Source organism: Listeria fleischmannii subsp. fleischmannii LU2006-1, from assembly GCF_000344175.1.
Classification (GTDB): domain Bacteria; phylum Bacillota; class Bacilli; order Lactobacillales; family Listeriaceae; genus Listeria; species Listeria fleischmannii.
Genome location: NZ_ALWW01000030.1, coordinates 18385 through 36852, shown reverse-complemented (window position 1 = coordinate 36852; position 18468 = coordinate 18385). Strand labels below are relative to the sequence as shown.

Annotated in this window: 15 protein-coding genes and 2 pseudogenes; 2 read left to right on the top strand and 15 right to left on the bottom strand. The window is 37.5% G+C overall.

All coding sequences use genetic code 11. The features are described from left to right. From LFLEISCH_RS09725 to LFLEISCH_RS09695, 7 genes are all read right to left on the bottom strand, one after another. Window positions 1-1284: T7SS effector LXG polymorphic toxin (locus tag LFLEISCH_RS09725; protein ID WP_007475912.1), on the bottom strand; the 1284-nt coding region annotated here is incomplete at its 3' end. Next, entirely contained in the window at window positions 1281-1649 is a 369-nt protein-coding gene (locus LFLEISCH_RS09720; RefSeq protein WP_007475910.1) for a hypothetical protein, read from the bottom strand. The genes LFLEISCH_RS09720 and LFLEISCH_RS09725, both read right to left, overlap by 4 nt. After that, window positions 1649-1966 (bottom strand): DUF3130 family protein, encoded by a 318-nt coding sequence (locus LFLEISCH_RS09715; RefSeq protein WP_223196455.1) that lies wholly within the window; start codon window positions 1964-1966, stop codon window positions 1649-1651. Before LFLEISCH_RS09715 ends, LFLEISCH_RS09720 begins: the two co-directional genes overlap by 1 nt. Before the next feature lie 75 nt (window positions 1967-2041). Further along, window positions 2042-2446 (bottom strand): HTH domain-containing protein, encoded by a 405-nt coding sequence (locus LFLEISCH_RS09710; RefSeq protein ID WP_007475907.1) that lies wholly within the window; start codon window positions 2444-2446, stop codon window positions 2042-2044. Window positions 2447-2511: 65 nt separating this feature from the next. Then, window positions 2512-3744 (bottom strand): chloride channel protein, encoded by a 1233-nt coding sequence (locus LFLEISCH_RS09705; RefSeq protein WP_007475906.1) that lies wholly within the window; start codon window positions 3742-3744, stop codon window positions 2512-2514. Between the two features lie 35 nt (window positions 3745-3779). Beyond that, window positions 3780-4481 carry a CPBP family intramembrane glutamic endopeptidase gene (locus LFLEISCH_RS09700; RefSeq protein ID WP_007475905.1) on the bottom strand — a complete coding sequence of 234 codons (702 nt, stop codon included), beginning with the start codon at window positions 4479-4481 and terminating at the stop codon, window positions 3780-3782. 85 nt (window positions 4482-4566) lie between these two features. Beyond that, the gene (locus tag LFLEISCH_RS09695; RefSeq protein ID WP_007475904.1) at window positions 4567-5901 is read right to left on the bottom strand and encodes a 6-phospho-beta-glucosidase; all 1335 of its coding nucleotides are present in this window, start codon (window positions 5899-5901) and stop codon (window positions 4567-4569) included. A 149-nt stretch (window positions 5902-6050) separates the two neighbouring features. Here LFLEISCH_RS09695 and LFLEISCH_RS09690 point away from each other — a divergent pair, with 149 nt between their 5' ends. Next, complete coding sequence (locus LFLEISCH_RS09690; protein ID WP_007475903.1) at window positions 6051-7019, top strand: LacI family DNA-binding transcriptional regulator; 969 nt, start codon at window positions 6051-6053, stop codon at window positions 7017-7019. A gap of 935 nt (window positions 7020-7954) precedes the next feature. Here LFLEISCH_RS09690 and LFLEISCH_RS09680 read toward each other — a convergent pair. Beyond that, window positions 7955-8521 (bottom strand): hypothetical protein, encoded by a 567-nt coding sequence (locus tag LFLEISCH_RS09680; protein ID WP_241432899.1) that lies wholly within the window; start codon window positions 8519-8521, stop codon window positions 7955-7957. Between the two features lie 181 nt (window positions 8522-8702). On the opposite strand from LFLEISCH_RS09680, the pseudogene LFLEISCH_RS09675 reads away from it, so the two are divergent. Continuing rightward, window positions 8703-9185 (top strand): annotated as a pseudogene (locus LFLEISCH_RS09675) (MFS transporter); the annotation flags it as partial. A 250-nt stretch (window positions 9186-9435) separates the two neighbouring features. Here the strand turns inward: LFLEISCH_RS09675 and LFLEISCH_RS09670 are convergent. From LFLEISCH_RS09670 to LFLEISCH_RS09640, 7 genes and pseudogenes are all read right to left on the bottom strand, one after another. Next, window positions 9436-9873 carry a GNAT family N-acetyltransferase gene (locus LFLEISCH_RS09670; RefSeq protein ID WP_007475897.1) on the bottom strand — a complete coding sequence of 146 codons (438 nt, stop codon included), beginning with the start codon at window positions 9871-9873 and terminating at the stop codon, window positions 9436-9438. Window positions 9874-10049: 176 nt separating this feature from the next. Next, the gene (locus LFLEISCH_RS09665; protein WP_007475896.1) at window positions 10050-10904 is read right to left on the bottom strand and encodes a diguanylate cyclase domain-containing protein; all 855 of its coding nucleotides are present in this window, start codon (window positions 10902-10904) and stop codon (window positions 10050-10052) included. 10 nt (window positions 10905-10914) lie between these two features. Further along, window positions 10915-12972 (bottom strand): cellulose biosynthesis cyclic di-GMP-binding regulatory protein BcsB, encoded by a 2058-nt coding sequence (locus LFLEISCH_RS09660; RefSeq protein WP_007475895.1) that lies wholly within the window; start codon window positions 12970-12972, stop codon window positions 10915-10917. Window positions 12973-12982: 10 nt separating this feature from the next. Further along, complete coding sequence (locus tag LFLEISCH_RS09655; protein ID WP_007475894.1) at window positions 12983-14233, bottom strand: glycosyltransferase family 2 protein; 1251 nt, start codon at window positions 14231-14233, stop codon at window positions 12983-12985. Between the two features lie 5 nt (window positions 14234-14238). Continuing rightward, window positions 14239-15744: a DUF2334 domain-containing protein gene (locus LFLEISCH_RS09650; protein ID WP_007475893.1), complete on the bottom strand. Its 1506-nt coding sequence runs from the start codon at window positions 15742-15744 to the stop codon at window positions 14239-14241. Continuing rightward, window positions 15737-17178: pseudogene (gene wsfD, locus LFLEISCH_RS09645) on the bottom strand (glycan biosynthesis hexose transferase WsfD). The gene LFLEISCH_RS09650 and the pseudogene wsfD overlap by 8 nt, the downstream one beginning before the upstream one ends. A gap of 538 nt (window positions 17179-17716) precedes the next feature. Beyond that, window positions 17717-18466 carry a MurR/RpiR family transcriptional regulator gene (locus LFLEISCH_RS09640; protein ID WP_007475889.1) on the bottom strand — a complete coding sequence of 250 codons (750 nt, stop codon included), beginning with the start codon at window positions 18464-18466 and terminating at the stop codon, window positions 17717-17719. Between the last annotated feature and the right edge of the window lie 2 nt (window positions 18467-18468).

Sequence of the window (18468 nt, the reverse complement as noted above, 5' to 3'; positions counted from 1 at the left end):
TATCAATAATATCAGAAAAACATGTGCTTTTGGAACATTAGGAAATTCATTTATAAATTGAGTTTGTTTTGTAGGTAATTTTCCTTTTAATGGATCAATATCATAAGCAGAACCTTTTACTTTAACTGGTTTAATCTCATCAACTTTCAATCCACTTCCAAATCTAGGAGCTTCTAAAACTGGATTGGTGATTTCCTTTATTACTTTTTGATTAATACCGTTACCTTTCTTATAAATCATACTCCCACGAATCGCGGCAATACTTAATCCTAGTCCTAGAACCGCATCTGTCAGGCCGCTTTCGTCCAAGGTGCCTTTTACAGATTCTACGTAGGCGGATGCTCGCAGTGTGCCGCCAATTGCGCCTGAGTATTTGGTTCCATCAATGTAATAGATACCTTTTTGCCAAGATTGATTGATTTTTTTGTTGAGTTCTTCATTTGTGATGATTTGATAGTCGCTAGAATTTAGATATTTCCCTGTTTTGTCTAAATATTTTTTAAGTTCTGGATGACTGACCCCTACTCCGTTTTGCTCGAGTAGCCACATGACTTGTGGTTTTCCGTAGTGATCTTGGTACACGACTGCGATGACGTCATACTCTTTCAGCGCTTCTTGTTTGCGGGCGTCAATGCCGCGGACGGTATCTAGCCTTTTTTTCATAGAGGCAAGGGTTTGACTGTAACCTTTTGGCATGACGTATGTACCTGTTTTGTCGTTAAACTGGACATCACGAATCAATGACTGCATGGTGCGTTTAGCTGTCATCACAAGAGCGAGTAAGTCTTGGAAATAGTTGCCATAACTTTGTTCAAATTGTAAGTATTTTTCAAGAATTTTTTCTTGTTCCACGGCCTCTACGAAGTCAAGACGTAAGGTTTGGGCTCTGCCTTCGTAAAGACCAGCTGTTGAGCCAGACAGGGATTGCTTTAAGGCCTCTTGTTTCCGGCGAATACTTTTCACTTTTAGAACAGCTTCTCCTAAAAGTTCGGCATCAATTTTCGCGTTTGGTGAGGAATCGACTTGTGCACTAAAGGCATTTAAATAGTTGGCTAATAAATCTTCACTTGTATTCAAAATTTCGGTTAAAACATCACAAATCGCGCTGTAGTTTTCTTGAAAATACGCTTTAGAAGACTCCACCGCTTGTCCACTTAATGATGTGTCTCCGGCGTACTGCAAAGCAACTGCCTTCATTTTTTCAATTCGAGTTCTCATAGTAGTATTGGCGGTTTTTAGGGCATGTTGGAAAGCACGGACTTCTTGAATGTCAATGCGGCTCATGAAGTTAGCTCCTTCCGTATTTGTGCTTGTTGTTCTTCGAGCTGAATAAACTTCCTTTTAGATTCGCTGACTTCCTTTTTTAGAACATCCGCTTCGGTTTGAATATCTTTTTTCCACGTTCGCTGTTCTTGCTCCTGAACGTCTTCTATGTAATAATGAAAAGCTTGTGCATTATCTCCCTGCCAACCATTATGCAATAGTTCTTGCAGGGCCCTTTGTTCAGTCCTCATAACATCAAAATCTGCTTCCTGCCACTCCTGTTCATATTGTTTTTTCCAGAGTGTTTGAAGGGTTTCTTCTACTTGAATTTGTTGCTTTTTCAAAGTTTGAAGATGTTGGGTTCGCTTTTCACTCACTGAATCCATCAGCGCACCCCCAGTTTTCCCATTTGCTGGCCTGCTTTGTGGTCTTGTTTAGTGAAAGCGCGTCCCATCTTCTTGAGGCGCTCTGCATCTTTTTGACCGAGTACGGCTGCCCCGTCCATTATGTCAATGGACTCGATTACAGCTGTTCGCAGATCATTTATGGAGTTGGCTCTGGAATAACTCATATTTTCAGAGCGTAAAGGTGTATAGGATGGGCCGCTTCCGGCATTTACTAAGTCTGTTGCATAGTTTAAAATGTACTTTCTTTGACGCGTATTTCTGTCATTTTCATCCCCTCTTCGTTGTTTGTCTATCATATGTTTTATGATAATTTATTATAGCATGAAACCTACAATCTTGACTTAGATTGTTTAAAAATTAGATAAAATGATTTAAAGTTCAATAATAGATTCGTTTTGAGTAAGTGTTCGCTCTAATAGAGATAATCGTGCGCAAGCGTTAAACTTCTTCCCGTCACTTAATGAGTTATTATCCTTCAGATAAGCGAGAAGTTCAGCCTCCGATATTTGTCCATATGCTGCAATTGTTTTGTATGACAAAAGAGCAATTTGATGTAAACTATCAACTATGTGTACTAATCGTTCATCTGCCGAAATTGATTGATAGGCATAAGTCAAAACGATACTTTTATCCACTAAATCTGTACCAATTTCGCTTATATCGAATTCTAATAATTTCTCATAGTTCGACCCAAAATGCTTAGAAAAATCATGATCACTAAAATAATAATGGTCTTTTAATTGTTTTATATTCTCTTTAAAATTGGCAAACTCCATTTTACGTCTCCTTCTCTACAAAATTCCACAGACCTATTATACAAAAGCAGCTGACTCGAATAGAATCAACTACTTTTTAATAGATTTTTGGTTAGCCAGTTCTTCCAATCTAAACTCACTAAAAAGGCTGTAATGAGAATAAATGGGAAAAATTGAAGTGGGAAGACAAATAAGAGAATGGAACTTGTTAAAAATGGTCTCCCAACTACTTTAGTACAGCTTGCGGCAACAAAAACCGTCACTAAAAAGCCGACATGCATATCAAGCGCCCATGTTGTCACGTACCCCATCACACCACTTGCGAAAACGGCGGGGAAAATCATGCCGCCCTTCCATCCTGTATTTAAGCAAATCGCAACAAGAAGCGGTTTAAACAGGCCTAACGCGAGGAGGAGCCAGAAAGAATAGTCCCCAATTTCTTTCGTAATTTCAATCAACTGATGTTCTCCGGAAAATAAGAAATAGTGTGACACCATTCCAAGTAATCCAATACACACTCCTCCGATTAAGGCTAGCAAAATCTTATTTTGGATAGGTTGAAACAATTTTTGTACAGCTTTTTGTAAAAATAAAAAATAAATTCCAAACAGGCTGCCAAGGATGATAATTGGTAAGAAATATGCGAGGTTCAGCCATGACCATGAAATTTCCGGTACTCGGATAGAGAAAACGCCTTTTTCAAGCGGCAAAAGTCCTTTTACAAGAATAAAAGTTGCAAGTCCACTTAAAGACACGAGTAGTGACAGGCAAAGTTTCGACCAGCGCGGTAATTTTTGATTTTGATAGTCTTGATCGAGATCTTCCGCAATCCCATTAAACGGCGCCAGGAAAACAACCGACAACATGCCGAGAATTCCGAGATTCACGAGCGTCTCCTTGCGCTGTATATCCATTTTAATATGGTCCACAAGCCACGTCACAAGGCCTCCAATGATCCCCACAAGTGCTGCTTCTGGGCCTAAACTTGCGCCAAATGAAAGCACGACCCACGCGGCCAAAATGGTAAACAACAAACGATTTTTATACTCCACACGCCCCGTTTTTTTAATTTCCGCCATATTTTCATGAAGCGTATACGGAAATGCCCCTACTTTCGTTTGAATGAGCCCCACTAAGAGCCCACCAACTAGCCCCACTATAACCGGATAAAAACTAAAATCCGGTAAAATAGCTGGAACTTCCTGCCAAATAATATGGATAGAAAATTCAATAAGCGCAATAAAAAGAGCGGCAACCACGCCAACAAAGGCACCAATAAGTATCGTATAAAAAATATAAATCAATGATAATTTTTTCATGGACATCCCCTTTTCCAAAAAAACAAGAAAATCTTTTAAATCATAAAGAAAAAGGCGATGAGGTTATTTACAAAATGAAGTAAAATACAAGCTTCTAAACGCCTAGTTTTATAATACATAAATGCGAGCCCAAAGGCCATTACAAAGTATATGATAAAACTTAAAATGTCAGTTGGAATATGTAAAAGTGTAAATAAAAGCGAACTCACAATAACGGCAATCTTTGGAAACTTACGAAGGACGACTCCCATTAGTAGACCACGGAAAATGGTTTCTTCCGCGATAGGCGCTAAAATAACGACTGAAATGAACATGGTCATAATAGAAGAATTACTAAAAATATTTTCAATTCCCGTTTGATTCGCCGTATTAAAATCCGGGTTTAGTAAACTAATCGTAATTTCAACCACATTGGAGAGTAGAAGCGTCCCTACACCAATAGCAAGCGCCTGAAGAGTCTCTTTTTTAGAAAAAGGTCGAAAGCTAAACAAACGCATATGTGTCAAATAGGCTAAAAAAATCACCAACCCAATTGCGATGGCTTGCGTGAGATTAATATACCACGGCATATAAAAATCATCTATTATCATTGTATTTGAATTTGTCATAACCTGATTAAAAATTTGCGGAATAATGGAAATAAATTGACCAATAATATCCAAAATAAAATAAAGGACAATCCAAATAATCCCAAGCCACGCTTTTGGTTGCTTTTCATAGGATTCGACTGGTATCATGCGAATTCCTCCTTTCTTTTACCTTAGCCTAGCATGAAAAAGACAAAAAGTAAACGACCCGCATCACTACAGGTCGCTTTTCTTTTTATACAAGTTGTTTAGTGTGAAACTGTGGCAAATGTTCTTTATGCGCTTCTAGCATTTCATCCAGTAGCGTTTGAGCAATATCGCCACTTGGAACAAGCGGATTAAGCGTGAAGGCTTGAAGAGCAGTTGCATAGTCGCCTGTTACGGCTGCTTCGATTGTAAGTTCTTCCATCGCTTTCATCACTTGAAGAAGACCGCGTTGTGCCGGTTCAAATTTCCCAAAGTTAATCGGTTCAGCCCCGTGCGCCTTAATAACACTTGTAATTTCAATCGCACTATCATAAGGCACATCATCAATCGCCCCGTTATTTCGCGTAGAAACGACCATCGTTGTCCCTTTGTTATTATAAATCGAGTTAATGATTTCGCATGCCGCATCACTATAATGAGCTCCGCCGCGTTTTGAAAGCTCTTCTGGTTTATGATCTAAGTTTGGATCTTTATAAAGCTCGAATAGACTTTCTTCCAAGCGTTTCACAACTTCACCACGAGTCCCTTCATTTTTAAACGACTCAAGCTCTTCTTTTAACATATCATCAGTCATATAGTAATAACGATGATACGGGCAAGGCAACATTTTCAAATGCTTCACTTGTTCATATAAGAAACGCATGTTTTTAATGTTTTCGACCACTTTTTCAGGATTCGCATCAGGCGCGTATAAGCCATCAATCACCTGTTCAGTCAGCTCCGTACCATCTTTATCAAACACGCGGTGCCAGTGAAGATGATTAATACCAGCAAACTTAAAGAACAAGTCTTCTTCTGGCTTTTGAAGTACATCACTTGCGCTTTTCACAGCGCCAATAGGTACATTACATAGGCCGATAACTTTATCCCATTTTCCGTAGCGTAAAACCGCTTCTGTTACCATTCCAGCAGGATTTGTAAAATTGATAAGCCAAGCATTAGGACATAATTCGCGCATGTCATCTACAATGCTAAGAATTACGGGAATTGTTCTGAATGCTTTAAACATACCCCCTGCACCGTTTGTTTCTTGCCCAATAATGCCATGACTTAGAGGAATTTTTTCATCTTTAATACGAGCATCAAGTAAACCAACACGGAATTGCGTTGTAACAAAATCAGCATCCTTTAATGCTTCTCTACGGTCTAAAGTTAAATGGACTTCGCAATCAATACCCGCAGCTTTAACCATTCTTTTGGCCATATTGCCAACAATTTCTAATTTTTCACGACCCGCTTCAATATCAACTAACCATAATTCTTTAATCGGCAGTTCGTGATAACGTTTAATAAATCCTTCCACGAGTTCTGGTGTGTAACTTGAGCCTCCACCAATTGTGACAATTTTTACTCCGTTTTTCATGAAATAAACCTCCTAAATAAATTTAAAGCGTTTACTTTTTTACATTTTTATCATAATTTATGTAATGCATTACAGGTCAAGCTTTTTCCTAAAAAAAATTATTTTTATGCTATACTAAAAAAGAGAGAGAACGAAGTGAGGTGCTTATTTTGGCGAATATAAACGAAATTGCAAAGCTTGCAGGTGTTTCAAGCGCAACCGTTTCAAGGGTTATTAATAAACAAAACTATGTCAGCGAACAAACGCGTGCTCGTGTTCAGGCGGTTATTGATGAACTGGATTATGTCCCTAATTTAAACGCAGTTTCTTTAAAAAAAGGCGCTACGAAATTAATTGGAATTGTAGCCCCAACTTTTTCTGATTCATTAAATGTTTTTATTCGTAGTTTCACTGTAGCTGCCCAGGAACATGGTTATAATGTTACCCTTTTTATGACCAACATTAACCGTGATAAAGAATTAGTTGCGCTTGAAATGCTACGTCGCAAACAAATTGATGCCCTCGTTTTAGTTATTCGTTCAAATGATTGGGAAACTATCGAACCATATACGAAATATGGCCCTATTGTGACTTGGCAACGTGTTTTAAATCAAAAGATTCCATCTGTTTTTATGAATCAATATGATGGTTATATGCTTGGCCTAGAACACCTTTATGAAAAGGGCTATCGCCGTATTACAAATGTATATGGCGTGACTTCTGGTCTTAATACGCAAAGTCGTATGCAAGCTTACCTTGATTTTTGTAACCAACATGAATTGGATCCACATGCTGTTCGTCATTTTTATGGGATGGGCACGAGAAAACAAGGTGAAGAGCTTGTACATTGGTTTAAGGAAACGCAAACAAAACCCGATGCTTTTTTTACCCCAAATGACTATCTTGCAGCTGGTATTGTTTCGGAGGCGCGGCGTCAAAATTTGATTATTCCTAAGGATTTTGCGGTGTGTGGTTTTGACGATTTGGAGCTTGCGCACTTGCTTGACATTACGACTATCCACTATCCGATTGATAAACAAGCGATTAACGCATTTACAATTATTCGTAATGAGCTAGACGGCACAAATGATGCAGTAGAGGAACTCGAATTTCGTTTAGTGATCCGAAAAACGACTTGATGTGCGAGTAAAAAAGCTATTTTTTGTCTTAGAGTTGCTGTCTTTTATGATTTCTTAAAACGCGAATTATAAAATTTGATTATAGATTGGCCAAATTGCCTTCTTTACCATGCAAATTTCTCCTTTTAATTCCGACACTTTTAGTTGTTTATTTATTTTTTGCTTTTAATTTTACCTATAACATTCACAGCTATAAAAATGAATGCTATATCTCAACAATACAGAAAAAACCCATCACCTATAGATAATTCTTTCTATAAACTTGAATATTTATATGTACTACGTCATGTTATACTCATAAATCTAGATTATATAATGCGCCATCAAATTATATTGATGAACTTCATTTTTCACGTTACTGTCTTCTTCAAGATAATATTACCTTAATGATAAAAAAAGACTAACATAATACATTTTTAATATTCTGTCTTTTATATACCTATTTATGAAAAAATTAATAGTATACGTACAAATTTATAAATAAACAATCAATACCAGAAACCTTAGTCTCGAACTGTGCTATTTATAATTCTGATTACCATAGTTCTAGAATATTGATATACCAAAGAATCTAAGACTCTTTAATAACCGATTTTTCCTTAGTAACTCACTTACTTATAAAAAGAGCTCCGAATAAAGTCCTAGAGCTCTTTTCATTAAACTTATTTGTTTTAGATTTTCAATTTTATATTTGACTCTGCTTTAATTATGATAGATAAACAGAGAAAAAATAAAACGAATGACATACCATGATGTTAAAACTAAAAATGTTAAATTAATATATTTAATTTCATTTTTAACAGATGTTGAACTTTTCCATATTTTAAGGATTTGAGTTAACACTATCCAAATTGCAACTAAAATCAATAAAAAATTTAACAAAAAGTTCCCCATATAGTATTCTAAAAAGTATAAAATATTCATAACAACACCTTTTAATTTAATTTATAATCTAGCCATACTTTATCTTTAGCAACTCGAATATAGTTATAAATAGTAAAGTTTCCGCCGCCTGAATCATTAACAACCATTTTAACTCCCCCATAAGAAGAATAGCCTGGCTTTTCATTTTTCCGGAATACACCACTTGATATAATACTGCCACCTCGTGATGTTCTATAACTAATTCCATAAATCCGATCTAATCTATCTGCATATCGAGTCCCCCACTCAATCTTACCATAAAAAATAGTATAGTCAGCTTTATATGAAAAATTATATCCATAAGCACTTTGTTTGACTAATACACCTTTATAAATCGTTCCTCCAGAAAAGACGGTTTGAGCCCCACTTCCTTTGCTTGCTCCGCGAAGCAAAGGCCTATTAACATTAGCTTGACTTGCATCCATTTCTTTAGCGTCTTGATAAGTGATTTTGGCTCCCTCTTGAGTAAAAATATCAGCATTTGAATAATCCAATTCTAATTGAACAATTTCACCATATGTACCCTGTTCAAGATATACTTTTTTTTTGATCATTATTTGTGTCATTCTCTTCTGCAAAAGCTGATTTTCCTCCTAGTGTCACAAATATAACTAACCCAATCCCAAAAAGAAAATATTTACTTTTCATATAACTCTCTCCCATCTTTGAAGTATAATAAAATTATATCAAAACAACGCTTTCATTTCAATTTTAATAAAACTACAAAAATTATTTCTCTATTTATTATTAAGGAGAATATCATTTATAATGGTTTACGGGAACGAAATTCATGTCTCTCATACTTGGATTTATTTTTTAGGACAAGCCATGACTATTCTTATCAGTCGTTTTTTCGCTGGTCGACTTTATGATGTGAAAGGACATCGCTTTGTGATTATCCCTGGCATTTTGTCTATGGCCTTGGGGCTAATTGTATTGTCTATGGCATGGAACGCCCCTTCTCTGTTTGTAGCCGCACTTATCTTTGGACTTGGATACGGAATGACTCAACCAGCGCTACAAGCATTGGCTGTTGAACGAGCGGCTCCTGATAAAATCGGGGCTGCCAATGGAACCTTTCTTTCTGGCATGGATTTAGGAATGGCTATTGGAAGTTTTGGGTTAAGTCTTATTGCCACATATAGTAATTACTCATTTATGTATTTAAGTTCTATTACAGCCCTTATTGTTTTAGCTTTAACTTATTGGTTCACAATAGGAAAATCTAGAGTGGTCCATTAACTTGATTTGATTGGTTCTATTAGATGGGTTTTACTAGGCATATTCTATTGTTACTTGTTTAAGATGCTTAATAAATGACTTTCCCATATATTCATACCCTAGTGAGAAGAATGGTTGAATCATCTCTTCTTTTTCACTAGGGTATTGATATTTATTCAAAATAGACCATTTCCAGATTTACTTCCAACTGAAATTTATAATCCTTTATTCAGAAAATCCAGTTGCTCAAGGTAAAAGAACCGATAGTTACTCAAACTTTATGCATGTATAGAATCGGATAATTATTTCCTTGTTCATCTAGTTCACTTCTTTTATAAACTTCAAATCCGATAGATTCATAAAATCCGATAGCCATAGGATTTTGCTCGTTTACACTAAGTTTATTTACTGAAAAATTTTTAATTCCATATTCTAATAATTGTTTACCTAATCCCTTCCCTCTATTCTCATTTGATATAAACAACATTTCAAGGTTTTGCTCATTAATCCCCATAAAACCAACAGGATATTCATTTTCTATGATTATCAAATGCTGTACGTTATCCAGTGCTTCTGGAATGTACTTTTTAATATTTTGAATTTCATTATGTGATAAAAATAAATGTGTTGCTTTAACTGAACTCTCCCAAACCGTTAATAAATGTTGTATTAATTCAGGGCTGATTTTGTTTACCACTTTTATTTTCATATTAATCTGCTCGCTTTCCATAACGCTATAGTGAAAAATTCTATATCATTCTAGCATAATTTTAAACTGGACTAAATACTAGCCAGATAAATCCGCTGGGTCAGATTGGAGAAACACTCCTACCATAGAATTTTATCGAACAATTTGTCCATAATTCTATGCTAGGAGCGTTTTTCTTATACATCATATTCTAATTCTTTTTCGGCAGCTTCGATGAAATCAAGCGGCGTTTGGATTGTTTCAGGGTCGAATAGTTTCGCCCCAACGCGAAGTTCAATTCGGACGCGGTATTTGGTTGCGAAATCAGTATGGTTGGCTTCACTAATACGATTTTTAATCCGGTCAGACACAAGTTTTGCTCCCGGATCATCAGTTAGCAAAAGTACACCCCAAGTCGCTTCTTCTTTATCCAGTAAATAAAGCACATCACTTGTGCGAATGCAGGATTCAAGGAGTGCGGAAATATCTTGAAGCGCAAGACGCATTTCTTCACTGCTTTGGAATCGTTTTAACTCTTTCCAGTGGCGCACTTTTATGACTAATAAAACAAGTGGCATATCATAGCGGCGCGAAATACTGGAAAAAATCGCTTCGTCATTTTGAAAAGAAACAATGTTTTTTAATAATGTATCTTGATCAATCGTTCCTAAATATTCATTTTGCGACTTAATAATCGCATTTTCCTGTTGTAATTTAGTCGTATTTCTAGTAAAAAGGAACGCAGCAACTGTGAAAAGTGGTGTCATAATGAGCCAAAAATAAGTGCCCGCTGTATATTCAATACCTTTTGTAACCGTATTATACAAAATATACGATGCATAGCTGAAAATAAAGATGATATTTAAGATTAAGCCGAACGTTAAATTCGTAAAATAGGTGACAATAACAAGCAAAAAGGCAACATTTAAAAAGATGATATTTACTAAATAATTGGTAGGATCATTCGCTATAAACGCGACACTAATAAAACAAAGAAGGATAAATAGCAAAAATCCAATATCCGTTATAAAATCATTTTGATTTCGTTTCATACATCCTCCCTCATTTCTTCCGATATTTACGTAATAATAAAACAGTCGCTGTAGCAAGTAGAATGAGAATCATCACCGTAACAGCCGCAAAAGCAAGAGTGCCTTTATTATCCGCAAGCTTAGTCGCAAACGAAGTCTCATTATCCGCACTCGCTACCTTTTTAAAGCGATATGCGTGGATAGTATCATCCGCATCAATAATTGCCCCGTCCCCGTAGGTCTTACTTAACATCTCACGCGAACCTAAAAGCGACGACCCAAGCGCTGTTGTTTGACTCGTCGGGCCAGTGACAGCTAAAATCGCTTTTTCTTTGTTAAAAATGGAGGGGATGAGTTGGACACTGCCAATTCGTTTTCCGTAAGTTGGATCAATTTTCATTTTTTCGTTTGAAAGGAAATAGGTGCCCGCTTGATTATATTTAAAGTACAATTTATCGTTGGCTTGTTTAATAACGGTATTGTCATTTAGACCACCAAAAGCAATAATATTTTGAGATTCATTAGCCGCTTTAAAATGGCTGCTTGAAACGGCTTCTAAACTACCATAGTTACCATCTACAAATTGCCCAAATAAATTGAAGACATTTTCAAGTGATGTAAGAATAGATGCATCCGGTTTATCCGGTAAAACGACTACCGCCTCATTGAATGTCTCGTCTTGAATTATTGGGTACGGGTAGTTGTTAAACAAAAAGTTCTTTTGTTCTTCCGTGTGTAAATCAAATGTGGATTCATTCGTTACAAATCCCCATGGAATTTCCGAATCATTCATAAAACCACAATAATTATCCGTTAAAATTAAGTCAAACGCGACGGTGACATTAAAATTGCCTACAATATTCATATCTTTAGGGACATTAATTGTAAATGAGTCATCATTTGCTTTTTTGGCGGTTAATTTTTGGCTTCCAATGGGTTTACCGTTAATCAAAACGGTGACAAGGGAATGTTCGAAATCAAGGTTGCTTGAATAGCGATACTTTAAGTTCACTTTTGTCCCATCCGAAATGCTTCTATTGGAGGGAACTTTGATGAAATAATCTTGCTCCACATGTCCTATGCCCTTCACCTTGTCGCCCTCTGTTGTTAATTTAATTTCCTTATCCACTTTTGTTTTTGGCGTTTCCACTTTTTCGTCCGCCTTCACCCACTTTTCGTCTAAAGCAAGTTGGGAGGTGAGCGACTGATTACTAATAAGCTTCGCTGCCACTTTTAACAGAGCATCGTCTTTTGATGTCACAATAAGAACGCGCTTACCCGCCACGTTTTGAAGTTTTATGACCGCTTGCTGATTTAATTTTTCCGTGTCTATTCCATTTTTAAGTGCAGCAGGCAAATTTTTAAAATTGGCGACAACGAGTTGATAGCGCTTGTCATTTCGTTTAGCTGTGTCCCCGTAGGCACCAAGCGCAATCTGTTTGTCATCTAGCTTATTTTCATGCGCAAAAGCCGTCACCATTTGTAAACTAGACGTCATTTCCGCATCCGATGTTTTATCGGACATAAAAACGCCGCTTTGTTCGTTTTTCACCGTATCAATACCTGTAAAACGATCATTAAAATCAGCAATCGTATTTTTAAATGGTAACTCATCATAGTCTACTAAAACGCTGCTTGCCTTATCAATATGCAGCCAGTTCGCTGGTGTATCATCAATCGTACATTGATTATCAGGTAGCGTTGTATAAATAAAACCTTCCACCGCAAAAACATTGCTTCCTTTTTTCAACTTATCAACCGGCACATCGACCGTAATTTCCTGTACCCCCGTCTCACCCTTAGCCGGACGGAACGAATAGAACGGCACATCATTCACCGAGAAGGTTATGGTTGAAACCTCTTGTTCCGAAAGCTGCGTCACGCGGTACACCAGTTTCGCCTTCACCGTTTTTGCCTTCCAATAATCTTCAATCGTAAAATTTTGTTTTGTCGTCGTATATTTACCACGAGCTTCCTTGTCTACCCCAAGCACCGTCTGATAAGTAGCCGCTTTTGCATGCAACTCGTAACTAGTTAAACAAAAGAAGATGCCAAAACATGCGACCAGTAAAATGCCTAATTTTTTCATATTGCCCCTCCTAAAATCGCTCCGTCTTATACCATTTCGTTTCCCTTTTCAAAATCGTATCTTTTAAGAAAATGTAAAAGCCATAAACAGCCACAACCATCCACAGCTGACAATAAGTCACATACATCAACATAATAAATAGAAAATTGGATAATGAAATTTCATCTTTTTCCGTTGAAAGTGTAATAAAAGTCCCTGTAATAAAAAGAATAATGGCCAGTAACCAAAGCGTAGTACTAAAACTTGCAAGCGTTGTATGCACATACCCTAAAAAGTTAAAAATAAGTAATGTATCACTTAGAAGTAATGAACTTAAAAGTAAAAAATAAATGGATAAGAAGTATAAAATGTCAAAGCGAATAGGGCGACCTTTTTTTTGAAATAAAAGCGGCACATTTTTTAAAATGACATAAATATTCCCTTTTGCCCACCTTGAACGTTGCTTAAACCAGACAGAAAGCGTCTGCGGTTCTTGTTCCCACGTCACAGCTTTTGATTGGAACTTAATACGATAGCCCATCATATAAATACGAAAACTAATTTCAGTATCTTCAGCAACCGCTTTGATATCCCAACCGCCGATTTCTGTTAAAATAGAACGCCTCACTACAAAATTAGTTCCCGGAATGGTACACAGCTTAAAAAGCGAATAACGGCCTGCTTGAGCCATCCACTGAAAACTAAGCGTTTCAATATTAATAAAACGTGTGAGCCAGCTCGCATTTCGATTCCTCGTCCGAAACTTTCCAATAACGGCACCAAGTCTCTCATCATGCGTAATTTCGCCAATTAAATAGCGTAGTGCATTTTTTTCCGGTGTGTTATCCGCATCATAAATCGCAATATACTCACCCCGACTTTTTTCAAAACCAATGTTTAACGCATTTGATTTTCCCTTACCACCCGTTTCACTATCTGTATTAATGACGGTGAAATTCCGATCTGGGTACTTCATTTGTACGTTTTGGAGTAATTCGGCGCTATTATCGGAGGAGTTATCATTAATCACAATGACTTCATAGCGGTCATGAGGATAATTGAATGCAAGAAGCGATTCTACGGTTTTTACAATCACTTTTCCTTCGTTATGGGCTGGAACCATGATGGATACAAAAGGCTCCACTCCTTTAATATCAGGAATATCTCGCCTTTCGTTACGTAAATAATAAATATAACCCGCAATGATGAGCACGATATTCACAAGCAAAAGTCCCCAAATACAAATAACAGCAAAAAGCGATAAATAGTCTGCAACTGTCAATACCCTCACCTCATTTCACATATTTTTTCCGGTAGGCCCGGTAGCCAATCACGAATAAAATCACAAAAATAAACAACGTCACACAAATAATGACCGTTAACACCTTCGATTGGACGGAAAAGAATTCGTTTAGTGAAGCTTCTTGTGGTTGAATTTTTTTTCACCTTCACATTTAGAAAATGGTCGGCCGGAGTAATTTCCTTCCCGTTCACTGATAAAAAGCCGTTTTGAGCCGTGATCTTATCCTTTTCCGTCTGAACGGTATGCGGTAAATTTGTATAGTCTTGGATAGGCATTTGACGTAGCCACGAAACCGTTTCCCGCAACTCTTTTTCATTTTTAAAAAGGGAGAATCCAAGCGCTGTATCCACATTAAACGGCGTTTCATTTGCCGCTTGCTCCCATTTTTCGTAGCGCTTCCCGTCTAAATAAAAGAGCGCACTTGTAAAGGCATTCGTTTCTTTAGTTTCATCTGTGTAAATAATGTTTTGATTTGGGAATAAAATGGCGGAGGAAAACGGGGCTAAGCCTTCTTTTTGATATACTTTATCCGTTTGCCAGTAAGCCTCTGCACTTATTCCAAGCGGTGCAATTTCGTTTTGCGCAAAAAATTGGACAGAAGTAGTCATAACGTCTGTTAGTTCGCCTTTCTTACTTTCTCCAAAAGTAACGACTGGGGCATTTAAAACTATGCTCCCGCCCCGTGTTTCAACGTATTGAAGTAGTTCCGCATAATTTTTGGCTGCCTTTAAGTTCATATTTTCAAAAACCGGGCCGGCGCTTACGATAAACGGTATGCCCGCCTCGTTAAAGGCATCTGCTGTTTTTTGAACCATGTCAAAGTCTACAAACGGGTTAACATCCCGAATCACGACATAGGGCTGACCCGTTTTTCCCGCACCATAAAAATCATTTAATACTTCTAGTAAAGCAAATTCGCTCAGTGAATCTTTGACTAAAAAACTGGCATAAGACAGCTTATTATTTCGAACCGCATACGGAAATTTAGTCCCGTCATCCGCTGTTAGTTCCCCTATTTTCTCTGCGCTCGTCTGTTTAATTAACTGGAGCTTCCCTAAAAGGAGGGGTTCAGATTGTAGGGCTTCTTTTGTCCTAACGGAAATGGCGGTATCACTTATTTGCATCTGCAAATTCCCTAGCTGCTTTCGTGCCCAGCCAGGCGGTGTTTGCCCAATGAATAAGATTTTTTTACCGTATTTTTGTAGCTTTTCACTCACTTCCGGTTGAATCGGCTTTGCTTTATTTTGAATGACAATTATATGATCCACTGAAGACGTATCTAATTTTTCACGTGTATCCGAAATACGCACTGTTTGCCCGTATGAGGCTAGCATCCGTAAAAGCAAATCCACGTTGCCATCTGTTGCGCTTTGTTTCGCCAAACTATCATATAAAACAAGCGTCGTCTCGCCCTTAGCAACTACAAGAGGTGCCGGCCAAAAGCTTATACTGCTGATAAAAAGAAGCACTAAAAGACATTTTTTAAACATGCTTTTTCGCCCTCCTTTTCGCAATTTGTTCCCAAGTAAATTCTGTTAATGACGCTAAAATCATTAAAATCAAAATATCAAAGCAAACATTAAATAAAAATTCATGTTTGGCTAAATCCGCTTCCCCGTCGCCAACAATCGTTGTAAGTAGAACCGCAAAGCTTGTTCCTACTAAAATGAGAACTAAATCGAGCCGAACTAATCCGCGAAAGTCGCCTAAGCGCCATTTTTGAATGCTGCCGCGGCTGTAGCCTAAAATGACAGCAAGGGCAAACAATACAATCATGCCGAATGAGGAGGGGGAAGCATTATGTTTCACTGTACTGTACAGTGTGAAAAAACCCGTTTTAGCCCCAAACGGTTTTCCTGCACTTTTTTCATAGTTCCCCATTTCGAGCGGTCGAATGGTGAAGGCGTGCTCGGCAGATAAATTTAGCATTTGAAGTAAGGTGTTGGGGTGACTTATATAAAATTCCAATACGGGCACAAAGCCAAAATGGCGATAAAAATTTTCTTCCATAAAAGGGCTGTCAGTTTCGACCATTTTATATTTTTGGAAATAAGTAGTGCCTTTTAAGAGCGCAAACTGCTCATTTATTCCCATGTCCTTTAAGTCTTTTTCAGGTTCTTCCGTATTTAAAATGACTCCGCGCGTCATGGTCTGATACTGGTTAATTGTGACGAAGGTTTCAGGGATGAAGGCGTACATGAGTACACCAGTTAGAACGATTGCCCCTAATGCGGAAGCAGTCCAAATCCGAAAAGCTTTATTTTTTTTAATAAAAAGAAGGAGAAGTCCAAGCATACCGATGACGATGGCGACTGGAGCGTTTTGCTGTTTCGTTGTGATGAGGAGCAGGCTTGAAACAAAAAAAAGCGCTAGCATCCAGTAATCATTGTAGCGATTTTGGTAGATGAGAAGGAGGCTTGCTGAAATATAGAGCATGGCAATAAGCATTAAACCTTCGCCGAAAAAGGAGTTAAAGTACGCTATATAAGCGGTATCGCCGAAAATGAGAATAGCAAATAGCGCGACAACATAGCCAGAAAAGCCCTTCATTTTTGTCGTAATACCTTCTACAAGCAAATAAACGGCCCCTAATAAGAAAATGAAATAAAGGAGCGCCAAAAAACGAATATCAAAAATGCCATCTTAAAAAGAAATTATTCAAAAATAAAGCCGACTGAAATAAATAAACTTTGGGAGGAAAAAAAGGCGGTGTGTTGTTCGTTAAAATATTCATAAATCGGATAATCTTTTACGAAATACCCAAATTGTGTCGCGGTATGTTGAACCTGATCGACATACATGCCATTACTTGAAAAAACGCGAAAAAAATCGCCATTGTCGGCTAAACCGATATAAGGCGGTACAAAAAGCACGATAATTCCAATTATCAAAACGCCAAGAGTGGCAAAAAGGGCTGGGCTCATCCACTGTTTTACAAAATGAACAAAAGCAATCCATTTTGCGTAAATAACTTGATTTACATGTTTTTCACCCATAGAATCCCCTCCTGTTTTGCAAATTGGATTTTTTTCTTAATACTAATGACCTATTACGTTTTGACACATTTTCGACACATTTACAACATAATTATATCAAAAATAATAAAAATTACTAGCTAGAATCCTTTTTTTGCGTCTTTAGGTGTAAAAATGCAAAAAAATTTCTTTTCAAATTCCGCAATTAAAACGCCCATTTTAAAAATAAAATGGGCGTTTTATGCTAAATACTAATTATTTTTTCTTGTGGTATTTCTTACTATTATCATACCGCCTAAACTTGAAGTTAGAGGGGCGCTTGAATCAGCACTATCGTTTTGAGGCGTATTGTTAATGTTTCCTGATAGTAGCAGTACTGGAGGCATATTTTCCTCTGCCTCGTTCGCCGTGGTCAATTCGATTTGCTCTGGCTTCCCAACGGATTCGTTGCCAGTTTTTACTCTACAATAGTTCAATTTCAGCTTGGTTAATTTTCCTTATCCAATTGTGTCCGAATTTCCCGTGCTACACATTCAATCGTGTAAAGAGCCGGGAGTTGAGACGTGATGTTTGCGTCTTGATACATTTCTTTATTGATATAGTAAGCAATATTCGCATCGGATAGTCTTGCGATGGTAGACTTGGCGCTGTTTGTAATGGAAATAATTTTGCATTTTTGAGACTTTAATTCGTGAATGTAGCGGATAATATCTTCATTTTCACCGTCAACCGAAATCGCCACGAGGCAAATCTTATCGGATAGTTTGCTTGAAAGGTGGTAAAAAGGGTGATTCAGTGGGTCTTCGATGTGTAGGGCGAGTGTGAAAAGGGACGAAAAATACAGTGCGCCGTATTCGGCGATTATGCCCGATGAACCGATGCCGGCAAAAAGGACAAGCTCAGAATCGCGAAGAACCGACGCCGAACGAGCAACCTGACCTTTAAACTCAGGAGAAGCTGTTCTTTGTAAAAAATCGATGTAGGTCGTTTCGTCTGACATGTCAATCCGCGTCCGTTTTTGCTCTTCGGCATAGAGTTGCAGTTTAACGCGAAATTCGGAGAAGCCGTTACATTTAAAGCGGCGACAAAAGCGCAGAATGGTCGTCGTACTCACATGTGTGGCCTCTGCTAAATCACGGATGCGCATATAAATCACCGTATCAAGATGCGCGGTTATATAATTATAGATATCGAGTTCCGTGTCGTTAAGTTCAATTGATTGGTCTAAAAAAAGCATGT